This window comes from Citrobacter sp. Cb023 (genome assembly GCF_030336805.1).
Lineage (GTDB): Bacteria > Pseudomonadota > Gammaproteobacteria > Enterobacterales > Enterobacteriaceae > Citrobacter > Citrobacter braakii.
In genome coordinates, this window is record NZ_JAOWCV010000036.1 from 1 (window position 1) to 10,443 (window position 10,443).

Sequence of the window (10,443 nt, forward strand, 5' to 3'; positions counted from 1 at the left end):
ACTCAAGCGATATGATGGTTCAAGGCGTTTAATCTGAAACCAGCCACATATCAGCCTCTTCAAACATTTCCTGAACAGTACGGCTTATCTGTTCCTTCTCATGCTTGCTGGCGTCAGTGTTGATCGCCGGCAGTGTCATCATCGGTTTAACCCGGACATCAGCATCAGGGAATACCCGGTGAACCCTCTTGGTCAATTCGCCCAGAATGATATCTTTTGCACCGGGCAGGCCATCAAAATTCCTTTTGTCATAAACGAGTTCCACGAACATTGCTTATTGTCTCTTTACTGGATATATATACAGTATTTATACTGTGTTTTTATCCGGTATTCAAGAGGGGGTTAATGATGCCACGACGCAGCGATATTGAAATAGCCTGGCATGCTTCGATACAGCGAGAACCGAATGGCCGGAAGACTGTCACCACACAGCGGTTTGTCCAGGAACTGGGTAAGGTTAACTGGAACTGGACGATGAAGCAGGCCAACGATTGGATAGAATGTTATGTGACAACATTCCGCGATGTATCCACACAGGAAGGCGAGAACCGAACCTTTCAGCTGTTCAATCCAAACGGAGGGCTTTAGCCATGGGGTTCCCTTCACCGGCCAGCGATTACGTTGAAACGAGGATCTCACTCGATCAGCAGCTTATCAGCCAGCCAGCAGCGACTTACTTCATGCGGGCATCGCGTTCACATTTCAGGGAAGGGATACTCCAGGGTGCGCTGCTTGTGGTAGATGCGTCACTTACTGCCTGTGATGGCTCACTGCTGATATGTGCAATCGACGGGGAATTCAGGATCAAGCGATATCGGACTCATCCTCAACCCCATCTGATTAATCTGGAGAGCGGGAGAAGGGAGGCGCTACCAGTAGATGACGGTTACAGTTCTGCACCCGCTATATTCGGGGTGATTACTTACATCATTAATGATGCTAGGAATGCGGAGTTTGATGACTGCCCGGTGATGTAGATAGAAACTCAGCCATAAGAAAGCATAATTATGCTTGTTTGGTGGCTATTTAATCGCTCATGGTTTTGATGGGATTTTAGTTAAAAATATTAGATATCAATCACAAAGATTTAATGGCAACCTTCTTTGTAATGACTATACATTTATCCACGCGCTAAGGATATAGCGTATCTAATATGCACTGCTGTGTAATTACGGGGTCTGTTGATGTCAGCAGACACCCGGTTTTTCATCATCGACTACACACAGCTGCTAACCCACTTGGCAAACTCTATATTTGGGCAGGTTTTCTCCCCATTATTTCCCCATTGTTTCCCCGTATAGAAAACAGGCATAAAAAAACCAGCCGTAAAGGCTGGTTCTTAAAGGAGTTTTTGGTCGGCACGAGAGGATTTGAACCTCCTCCCCCCGACACCCCATGACGGCGAGCTACCGTCTTAAGGGCTGCTATGTGCCATGAGCAGACAGTTCGTACGTAACTATTGTGCTCAGATTTTTCATTGAAGGGATTATTGCGCATATCTGAACCCCACCGCTATGATCGGTTTGTCCCCGGCTGGGGAAGTCCGGAATGCGTTCACCCTAAGAGGATATTCCGCTTATCCTCTGGGGTAGTTTTGGATTAGTTAAGCTTGTTTTAGGTAGACGAGAGTATATTTAATATTCTCTCCGTAAGTTTATCCTCATAACCTTCCTCTACTGGATGATTGAATTTTACAAGAGGACCAGAACTTTTGGCTTGATCATAAGATCTTTCAAGTACTCCAGGTTCAGCACTCATGCTGTTTATCACAGTAGATAAAACGCTAATAGCAATCTTTGATGCGTGAAGGTCGAGTCTCAGATCGTCTAGATTTCTCTCAAGGATTTCAACGCGTTCATTTAAGTCAGCCATTTAATCTCCTGGGTGTCTGGGAAGAAGGGTATTACCACACGATCGCCAATACTGGCCGCTGTCACTTCCGGTTTTGTCTCAACGGCCTCTGTCATAAACTCATGGCCAAAGATGTCACCATGAAGTGCACTGGGGTTTACCCCGATAAGTATGCGGGGCCCGAACCACAGATAGCACTTTACGTTACACGAATAACAATATCTTACGGCGTTTATATACCGGGTTAAGGTAGTGTGTGGTTGCGGGCATGAAGACGGCTATGATAAGTCATTGCTTTCATCATTAGTTCTCCCGTTATTCATCTCGTGCAATCACTCGTTATAACGTCCCGGTCCCGCCGTCAGAACACCAGACCTGCCCGGACGTATAGCTGTTCTCTGGGGAAGCCAGGGTGACATATAGTGGTGCAATTTCCGAAGGCTGACCAGGTCGACCAAGTGGTGAATTAGCACCAAACTGCTCAATTTTCTCCTGTGGTTGGCCGCCACAGCATTGAAGAACCGTCCAGTAGGGACCGGGGGCAACGGCATTTACCCGGATCCCTTTCGGTGCCAGTTGTTTTGCCAGCGATTTTGTAAAAGCTACGATAGCCGCTTTGGTCTGAGCATAATCCAGTAGGATCTCGCTGGGCTCGTAGGCTTGAACTGATGAGGTGTTTATAATCACGCTACCAGGGGATAAATGTTGGAGTGCCGCTTTAGTAATCCAGAATAACGAGTAGACATTGGTCTTGAATGTTGCATCAAAGGCATCAGTTGTAAGTTCCTCAATCGACTCACAGAATTGCTGGCGACCCGCGTTATTGACCAGGATATCGAGCCCACCTAAGGTCTTAACCACCTGACTAATCAATTGCTGGCAAAATGTCTCTTCACGGATATCACCAGGGAGTGCCACGGCTTTTCTTCCTGCTTTCTGAATTAGATCGACGACCTCACGAGCGTCCTCTTCTTCATCAGGCAGGTAGTTGATTGCCACATCCGCGCCTTCACGTGCAAAAGCAATTGCGACTGCTCGTCCAATTCCTGAATCACCTCCGGTAATTAACACTTTTCGGTCAGTAAGGCGACCGCTTCCCTGATAACTTTCTTCACCATGATCCGGACGTGGTTGCATTTTTCCGGCAAGTCCCGGAAAAGGTTGTCTTTGGTGTGGAAAAGGTGGAACAGGAAAACGTTCTGAATTTGTCATATTCGTATCCTGTTTCTCATTATATTTATCCGCCATTCCATCACCTCTCTATATTTACTTGGAAGAGCTAATAAGCGTAGATCAAAATTCACAGCTTGTATCTTAATAATTTCCGTATCAGATTAATCCTGGTTTTAATATTTTTTATTTTTTTGTGCGTGGTCGGTGAGTTAGCGTGTCTTTAATATCATGTTAGCCTTAAAATAAGCCAAGCGAGAGATTTGTAATGTATTGAAAAATAAAGGTGGAAAAATGGTGGATGCCGGAATTAAATTTGACTAAGTCAGGATTACCGCTAACGTTAAGCACTGAACAACGACGGGTACGAAATACACTTTTGTATCTGACTGGCATAACCGATATATGAGGTGATATATGGCAGAGCATCGTGGTGGTTCCGGTAATTTCGCTGAAAACCGAGATAAAGCATCTGAAGCAGGCCGCAAAGGTGGTCAGCACAGCGGGGGAAACTTCAAAAATGATCCGCAACGTGCATCTGAAGCCGGTAAGAAAGGCGGGCAGAACAGTCACAGTGGTGGCCGTAAGTCTGACAATTCCTGATTATTAGTTTCAGTCTCATCTTTTAATAAAAAAGAGTGTCCTGCGGGTCTGGATTAGACTCGCAGTATTTCTCTAGCCCTGAAGGAATCCATATGAATATGAAAACTATTGAAGATGTATTTATTCACCTGCTTTCAGACACCTATAGTGCTGAAAAACAATTAACGCGCGGGTTGGCTAAACTTGCCAGAGCGGCGTCAAATGAAAAACTCAGTGCGGCTTTTAATGCACACCTGGAAGAAACTCGGGGGCAAATAGAGCGTATAGACCAAATCCTTGAACAAGAGCCGGAAATTAAGCTTAAACGTATCAAATGCGTGGCTATGGAAGGACTGATTGAAGAAGCTAATGAGGCCATAGAAGGCACTGAAAAAAATGAAGTTCGCGATGCGGCGTTAATCGCTGCGGCACAGAAAGTAGAGCACTATGAGATAGCCAGTTACGGCACTCTGGCCACCCTAGCGGAACAACTGGGTTATAAAAAAGCGGTGAAACTTCTCGCGGAAACACTTAAGGAAGAAAAAGATACCGACCTGAAACTCACCGACCTTGCGGTAGGCAATATCAATAAAAAGGCCGAGAAAAAATAAAATTACTGACTCGAGGAAATCACGATGAATTATATTGAGCATTACCATGATTGGCTACGGGATGCGCATGCGATGGAAAAGCAAGCGGAATCCATGCTGGAATCAATGGCAGGCCGTATCGATAATTATCCTGATTTACGTGCCAGAATAGAGCAACACCTGACCGAGACAAAACGACAGATTACCGTGCTGGAAGAGATTCTTAAGCGAAATGATATCTCGCGTTCTGTACTAAAAGACTCGATGAGTAAAATGGCCGCGTTTGGCCAGTCGATTGGAGGCATGTTACCCTCTGATGAAATTGTAAAGGGAGCGATCAGCGGCTATGTATTTGAACAATTTGAAATAGCTTGTTATACCTCGCTCCTGGTTGCTGCTGAGAAAGCGGGTGACACCGCGTCCATACCTGCCATAAAGTCAATTCTGGCGGAAGAACTCGATATGGCTGACTGGCTTCTTAAGCATCTCCCGAACACGACGGCGCAGTTCCTTTTGAGATCTGATGCAAACGGCGTCGAAGCGAAAAAATAAGTTCTTTTCAGACTATTTCTGGCAATGCATGCACTGACAAACCACAGTCAGTGCCGTTGCCAGGCTGAAACTTCTTCCACTAAAACCTCAAGGCTATAACAGATCGCTTTTTCAATGACATCCTGACAACTGCCGGAGAAAATGGTTCGTTTTGTTACTATCTGCCCGCGGAAATTCCACGCAAACCAGATTGTACCCGCGGGAGTACCATCCTCTCCGCCGTCAGGCCCCGCATAGCCGCTAATGGCAATACTGATATCTGTTCCGGCGCGTACCCGGGCGCCTTCAGACATTTCTATCACCGTCTGTTCACTTACAGCGGTATATTTCTCCAGCGTACTGGCCTGCACACCAAGCATTTTCTGTTTTGCACTGTTGCTAAAGGTAATGATGCCAATATCATAAAACGCGGCGGTATCTGCCTCTGCGCAGAGCGCAGCAGCCAGACGTCCACCCGTGCAAGATTCAGCTGTGGTTAAGGATAATCCGCTGTCAATGAACGTATTCGCGATCTGTTTTGTTAACTCGCCAGTGGTTTTGGTTTTGTTGTACGCTGATTTTTTCATTTCCCCCCTTAATCCTCATCAGGAATGACTGAAATATGGCCATTACGCTCAAGGATTGCATACTTAATTTTCCCTGGTTCCGTAATGTCCTGACTCTGGCGTGCAGCCACCAGAATATCATCGAGAGAGACATCAACCATTTTCATTTTCTCCATTAACGGTTCGCCGTGGTCCAGCAGAATCACCGGTGAGCCATCAAGAGCAGATTCAGCGCCGCTCATCTGTTTTTTAATGAATCCGAAAAATATATCGATCACTACCAAAGTGACAATGGTGAGCATCGCCCCTGTTATGGAAAAATCATTGCCAAGTAATGCCTGTTGTGTGGCTTCACTAATAATCAATAATAAAATCAGGTCGAAACTGGTCATTTGTAATAATGCGCGGCGTCCAACAATCTTAAATACGACGAGTAAAATAAGATAAATTGCTAAGGCTCTCAGCACCATTTCCATAATGATCTCCTATGGATAAATAAACTGACTGAAACGAATTTCAGGGCCGGAATTTAACTGGATCACACTCATGGCGCTTCCGGGTTTTACTGGTGTAACAAGTAACCAGATTGATATATTTTCTTGTTTTTTATTGGCATTATACACGAGGTACAGATCATCTCCCTTGCTGTACATTCTGTCAGGTAGAGGCCAGATATTTTCTGTTTCATAGAAAGCATTGAAATCTCCACCAATACGATAAATGTTCCCCTCAGAATGTTGACCTGTAGTCGAGATCTTTAATTTAAACTCTGTCTGCAAACGACCAAATCGCTCAAAATCAAGTGTCACTTCTCCGGTAGTATTCTTACTCACGGCATTACTGAAATAACCATCCGAAAAAACACCTAATACCGCCAGGGAAATAATAATGAGTAAAACAGCGAATCCAACCTTATGAAATTTCGACTCAAAATTCAGAAAGTAATGACTTTCTTCAATGCCGGGGACTGTCTGTTTTTTTCTGGGCATGTTTGACCTCTCTGTTTTGCTTGTATCTCGCCAGTTAGATGATTTGTAACGATATTACTTTTTAAGACAGTTCCAGTTTGCCAGATTAAGGAATAGCAACCAGACTTAATAAGTCAAGTTGTTACTGAGGTAAGGACGGAATGAAATTATACGTGATACCATTAATATATTGTTTTTTAATCCCGACAGTTTTCGCTGACGATGACAATGGTGGACTGAAAAAAGATACTGCGCCGCCACCACCACACGCTCTGGATGAGGGGTACCGGGGTACAGAAGATGCGCGAATCATGACGGTTCAACAAGCCAAAAGTATGCATGATGGTGCAACCATCTCCCTGCGCGGGAATCTGATTGATGGTCAAGGTGGAGATAAATTTGTTTTTCGTGACAAAACCGGCAGTATTTATACACTGATTCCACTTTCTGTCTTTGACGGTCGCACGGTAAAACCCGATCAAATGATCAGTATTAACGGCAGTCTTGACACCAAAACGCAACCTCCTGTGGTTCGCGTTAACAGAATACAAAAGTAACATTACTACTGCTCTGCAAATTTCCCGATGCAGAGTAACCCATGCTGGAAGCGTGGTATGGCATACCAGAAGAACTATCCTAAGGTCTGCTTATCGCTCATAGCAGACGCTCACATCAGTTATGGCTAAAAAGCAGGAATGAGGGGAAGGTGACAGGCTATTGTGAAAGAAAAGTGGGCTGCTGTTTGTGCTCGCATTGGGCGTGGCGAATGAAGCAAAAGAGCAAAAACAAAAAAGCCCGCATAAGCGGGCTTTCATGTCACTCGGGAGCCGCGGCTCCTTTGCGTATCCTTTTTTGTCTCCTCACCGTCTGGTCGGTGTCCTGCTGAGACTGCTAACTTCCTGTTTTTGTTAGTGCTGTCCTGGCACTGTCCAATCATGATTGGTGGAGCTGGCGGGAGTTGAACCCGCGTCCGAAATTCCTACATACCATTTTTACATCAGCAAAAACATACATTTACGTTTTAAATCATTACCTTATTGTTTTTTGTGTTCGTCGGGTTTTATGTGATTTTAAGTCTATGCCGCCAAAGTGCCGCCATAATTTAGCGGTTCCAGTTGAGATTGTGAAGGGGGTTTTTCGTCACTGCATCTTCCAGGTGATCGGGCGCAAAGTGGGCGTAAACCATCGTCATTTTAATGTCTGCATGGCCCAGAATATCGCGGAGGACCAGTATGTTTCCGCCGTTCATCATAAAATGGCTGGCGAAGGTGTGGCGCAGCACATGAGTACATTGGCCCTCTGGCAAATCGATACCAGCCCGCTTAACAGCACGCTCAAAGGCTTTTCTACACGGTGTGAATAACTTCCCCCGGTTCTTGGGGAGTTCGTCATACAGATCCTGTGAAATCGGGACGGTTCTATTTTTCTTGCCTTTGGTTTTGGTGTAGGTGATGCGGTATTTTGATAATTGATGGCCCTGCAGGTTTTCGGCTTCACTCCAGCGCGCACCGGTAGCCAAACATATTTTTGCAATCATCAGCAAGCTGGGGCTTTGAGAATCGGCGCAGGCATCCAGCAGGCGTTTAATTTCCTCCGGTGCCAGGAACGCCAGTTCACCCTCTGCGATCTTGAATGTTGGTAGCCCGGCGAGTGGGTTGGGTGCTGACCAGTGGCCCAGCTTTTTCAGCGTGCCAAAAACTGATGATAGGTTGCGTTGTTCCAGGTTTACCGTGCGGGGCTTAACTGGCGACATAAGCACGCCATCTTCATTTTTGACCTCACCCTTTAGGCGCGCTTCACGGTATTTTGTAAAGTCTCCGGCAGTTAGCTCCGAGGCAATGGGATCGCCCAGGCCATTACAAATAATGCTAAGTTTTGCCATCAGTCGCTTGGGGTCGGCAAGGGTCTGTCCATATAGCGAATGCCACTGCTCGATTACTTCTGACAATTGCCGTCGGTCATCCTTTTCACCTAACCATGGCTTTTTGTTCACTTCATCCATTGTGAAGTTTTCAAACGCTATAGCCTCGCCTTTCGTCGCAAACTGCTTACGGACGCGCTTACCGTCACGCCCGCTTGGGTAGCACTCGCACAACCATTTCCCGTTTGGCTGTTTTCTGATGGTCATATCAAAGGCTCTTAATTATTTTTAAGGCATGGCCTACTATCTCGATATCATCCAGGCTGCACTCAAAAGATGATTCATCCTGATGCACAACTAACCTGTTTCCTGGCAGGCGAGTTAACTTCACAATGCTTTTTATTCCGTCAATATCAACCAGCCATACTCCGTTAACTGGTGGTGTTTGGCTGCGATCGACCAAATATGAGTCACCACTGGTATTAACCAAAAGTAGGTTACTGGAGCTGGGAGGTAGCAGGCTGCTGTCAATGATTGCTTTGCCTTCCTCAACTAACGAGCCATTAGTAAGAGCCGCTTTGTCAATTTCAGGAGAAACAAGGTCCGAAAGATGTTTAACTTTGCCGGAGTTCACGAAATTGATATCTTTTTTTGTGTCAACATTTGAGCCTGGCTCGCCTTGCCCGGTGGTTAGCCAGAGCAAAGATACCCCTGTTTCAAGAGCGCACTGAATTACCCATTCCGCAGGAAAGCTGTCTCTTAAGTATCTGTTTGCCATGGTGCTTTTAGACGCACCAAGATGATCGCATAGTTGCTGTCTTGACTTGAAATCGTAGGCAGCCATTAGCCTATGGATAGCTTCTCTTCCCCCAGTATTCTCGCCCGCCTTTACCTGTATCATTATTTAATCCTGTTGACGTATCAAATATTGGATCGTAGTATCTCTGTGTATCAACTTTTGAACCATATAAAACAAGATAAAACGACGTAAACCAAACCTTAACCGAGAGATACTGCACTATGAGCACTGATATTTCAATTCGTGTACCAAAAGTTATAGCGACTCCTGCTGAGTTCGCTGAATGGGAGGGGTACTCCCGTGGCTCGGTTTATCAGATGATTCATAACGGTAAACTGGCCAACTACATTGAAAAGAAAGAAAAAAACAAAGGGCGCGTATTCATTCTTTACCTCAAATACAAAAAGGACCAAGCGAGCAAAAACATGGACAAGTCTGCATTCAATTACAACGTTGTAGTTGGTTGTTAAGTTCAATTATGTGAACTTTTGAGGTATGAAACATGTTTGATTATAAGATTTCCAAACATCCACATTTCGACGATGCCTGCCGTGCTTTCGCGTTGCGTCACAATATGGCGAAGTTGGCAGAACGCGCAGGAATGAACGTCCAGACGCTGCGTAACAAACTGAATCCGGATCAGCCGCATCAGCTCACAGCACTGGAAATTCATCTGCTTACCGACCTGACTGAGGACCCCGCGCTTGTTGACGGTTTTCTGGCTCAAATCCATTGCCTGCCGTGCGTGCCATTGAATGAAGTGGCAGAAGAGAACCTGCCACATTACGTCATGAGTGCAATTGCGGAGATTGGGCGAGTAGCTGCAGGCGCAGTATCCGGTGATGTAAAAACCAGTGCGGGCCGCCGCGATGCTCTCAACAGCATCAACTCTGTCACGCGCTTGATGGCACTCACCGCAGTTTCATTACATGCGCGTTTGCAGGCGAATCCGGCGATGGCAAGCGCAGTAGATACCGTGACGGGCCTCGGCGCTTCGTTCGGTCTGATCTGAGGTGGTTATGCTGACTAATGAACCATCTTTCGCGTCACTTCTCGTTAAGCAAAGTCCGGCAATGCACTACGGTCACGGCTGGATCATGGGGAAGGATGGCAAACGCTGGCACCCGTGCCGCTCTCAGGATGAACTGCTGGCTGACCTGTCCACAACCAAACAGGGGAAATCATGGCTATTGAAGGCGCTACGGCGACTGTTCCATTAAGCCCCGGTGAACGCCTGGACGGACTGAACCATATTGCGGAATTGAGGGCTAAAGTGTTTGGTCTGAATATTGAGCCGGAGCTTGAAAGGTTTATTAAAGATATGCGCGATCCACGCGACGTAAATAATAAACAGAATGAGCGGGCACTGGCAGCCATTTTTTATATGGCAAAAATTCCGGCAGAACGTCACGGCGTCAATATTAGTGATCTGACTACTGACGAAAAGCGGGAACTGGTGAAAGCAATGAATCATTTTCGTGCAGTGGTGAGCTTATTTCCGAAACGGCTAACCATGCCGAATTAG

Annotated in this window: 18 protein-coding genes and 1 tRNA gene; 10 read left to right on the forward strand and 9 right to left on the reverse strand. The window is 46.0% G+C overall.

Annotation, left to right across the window (positions count from 1 at the left end; translation table 11 throughout):
• Positions 1-28: 28 nt before the first annotated feature.
• Positions 29-271 (reverse strand): DinI family protein, encoded by a 243-nt coding sequence (locus OGW44_RS12600; protein ID WP_047414238.1) that lies wholly within the window; start codon positions 269-271, stop codon positions 29-31.
• 74 nt (positions 272-345) lie between these two features.
• Here OGW44_RS12600 and OGW44_RS25800 point away from each other — a divergent pair, with 74 nt between their 5' ends.
• Positions 346-588 (forward strand): DNA polymerase V, encoded by a 243-nt coding sequence (locus OGW44_RS25800; RefSeq protein ID WP_446661275.1) that lies wholly within the window; start codon positions 346-348, stop codon positions 586-588.
• Positions 589-590: 2 nt separating this feature from the next.
• A complete protein-coding gene (locus OGW44_RS12610) occupies positions 591-977 on the forward strand; it encodes a HumD family translesion DNA polymerase (protein ID WP_112922370.1) in 387 nt (128 codons plus the stop codon).
• Between the two features lie 375 nt (positions 978-1,352).
• Here OGW44_RS12610 and OGW44_RS12615 read toward each other — a convergent pair.
• From OGW44_RS12615 to OGW44_RS12630, 3 genes are all read right to left on the reverse strand, one after another.
• Positions 1,353-1,434, reverse strand: a tRNA-Pro gene (locus OGW44_RS12615).
• 180 nt (positions 1,435-1,614) lie between these two features.
• Positions 1,615-1,872 carry a hypothetical protein gene (locus OGW44_RS12620; protein ID WP_016152751.1) on the reverse strand — a complete coding sequence of 86 codons (258 nt, stop codon included), beginning with the start codon at positions 1,870-1,872 and terminating at the stop codon, positions 1,615-1,617.
• Positions 1,873-2,190: 318 nt separating this feature from the next.
• Complete coding sequence (locus OGW44_RS12630) at positions 2,191-3,099, reverse strand: SDR family oxidoreductase (protein WP_016152752.1); 909 nt, start codon at positions 3,097-3,099, stop codon at positions 2,191-2,193.
• Positions 3,100-3,438: 339 nt separating this feature from the next.
• Between OGW44_RS12630 and OGW44_RS12635 the strand changes: the two genes are divergently transcribed.
• From OGW44_RS12635 to OGW44_RS12645, 3 genes are all read left to right on the forward strand, one after another.
• Entirely contained in the window at positions 3,439-3,624 is a 186-nt protein-coding gene (locus OGW44_RS12635) for a con-10 family general stress protein (protein WP_016152753.1), read from the forward strand.
• 92 nt (positions 3,625-3,716) lie between these two features.
• A complete protein-coding gene (locus OGW44_RS12640; protein ID WP_016152754.1) occupies positions 3,717-4,214 on the forward strand; it encodes a YciE/YciF ferroxidase family protein in 498 nt (165 codons plus the stop codon).
• Between the two features lie 24 nt (positions 4,215-4,238).
• Positions 4,239-4,745, forward strand: coding sequence for a ferritin-like domain-containing protein (locus OGW44_RS12645; RefSeq protein ID WP_016152755.1), 507 nt, complete (start codon positions 4,239-4,241; stop codon positions 4,743-4,745).
• Positions 4,746-4,792: 47 nt separating this feature from the next.
• Here the strand turns inward: OGW44_RS12645 and OGW44_RS12650 are convergent, their stop codons facing one another.
• Genes OGW44_RS12650 through OGW44_RS12660 form a run of 3 tightly spaced genes read right to left on the reverse strand, consistent with a single transcriptional unit; the run spans position 4,793 to position 6,279 of the window.
• Positions 4,793-5,311: a 2-oxo-tetronate isomerase gene (locus OGW44_RS12650; RefSeq protein WP_016152756.1), complete on the reverse strand. Its 519-nt coding sequence runs from the start codon at positions 5,309-5,311 to the stop codon at positions 4,793-4,795.
• A gap of 8 nt (positions 5,312-5,319) precedes the next feature.
• Positions 5,320-5,766: a DUF421 domain-containing protein gene (locus OGW44_RS12655; RefSeq protein WP_185654376.1), complete on the reverse strand. Its 447-nt coding sequence runs from the start codon at positions 5,764-5,766 to the stop codon at positions 5,320-5,322.
• Between the two features lie 9 nt (positions 5,767-5,775).
• Positions 5,776-6,279 carry a hypothetical protein gene (locus OGW44_RS12660; RefSeq protein WP_016152758.1) on the reverse strand — a complete coding sequence of 168 codons (504 nt, stop codon included), beginning with the start codon at positions 6,277-6,279 and terminating at the stop codon, positions 5,776-5,778.
• 140 nt (positions 6,280-6,419) lie between these two features.
• On the opposite strand from OGW44_RS12660, the gene OGW44_RS12665 reads away from it, so the two are divergent.
• Positions 6,420-6,815, forward strand: coding sequence for a YdeI family stress tolerance OB fold protein (locus OGW44_RS12665; RefSeq protein WP_016152759.1), 396 nt, complete (start codon positions 6,420-6,422; stop codon positions 6,813-6,815).
• A 545-nt stretch (positions 6,816-7,360) separates the two neighbouring features.
• On the opposite strand, the gene OGW44_RS12670 is transcribed toward OGW44_RS12665, so the two are convergent.
• Together OGW44_RS12670 and OGW44_RS12675 are read right to left on the reverse strand one after the other, a co-directional pair.
• Positions 7,361-8,386, reverse strand: coding sequence for a site-specific integrase (locus tag OGW44_RS12670; protein ID WP_016150825.1), 1,026 nt, complete (start codon positions 8,384-8,386; stop codon positions 7,361-7,363).
• A gap of 1 nt (position 8,387) precedes the next feature.
• Complete coding sequence (locus tag OGW44_RS12675) at positions 8,388-9,020, reverse strand: phage repressor protein CI (protein ID WP_016150824.1); 633 nt, start codon at positions 9,018-9,020, stop codon at positions 8,388-8,390.
• A gap of 119 nt (positions 9,021-9,139) precedes the next feature.
• On the opposite strand from OGW44_RS12675, the gene OGW44_RS12680 reads away from it, so the two are divergent.
• From OGW44_RS12680 to OGW44_RS12695, 4 genes are read left to right on the forward strand one after another with little or no spacing between them, the layout of a single operon-like run.
• Complete coding sequence (locus OGW44_RS12680; protein WP_016150823.1) at positions 9,140-9,388, forward strand: hypothetical protein; 249 nt, start codon at positions 9,140-9,142, stop codon at positions 9,386-9,388.
• A gap of 32 nt (positions 9,389-9,420) precedes the next feature.
• Positions 9,421-9,930 (forward strand): phage regulatory CII family protein, encoded by a 510-nt coding sequence (locus OGW44_RS12685; protein ID WP_286454133.1) that lies wholly within the window; start codon positions 9,421-9,423, stop codon positions 9,928-9,930.
• A 7-nt stretch (positions 9,931-9,937) separates the two neighbouring features.
• On the forward strand, positions 9,938-10,138 hold the full coding sequence (locus OGW44_RS12690) for a phage filamentation protein Fil family protein (protein ID WP_074139061.1): 201 nt from the start codon (positions 9,938-9,940) through the stop codon (positions 10,136-10,138).
• The gene (locus OGW44_RS12695; RefSeq protein WP_000963477.1) at positions 10,102-10,443 is read left to right on the forward strand and encodes a DUF5347 domain-containing protein; all 342 of its coding nucleotides are present in this window, start codon (positions 10,102-10,104) and stop codon (positions 10,441-10,443) included. The genes OGW44_RS12690 and OGW44_RS12695 overlap by 37 nt, the downstream gene beginning before the upstream one ends.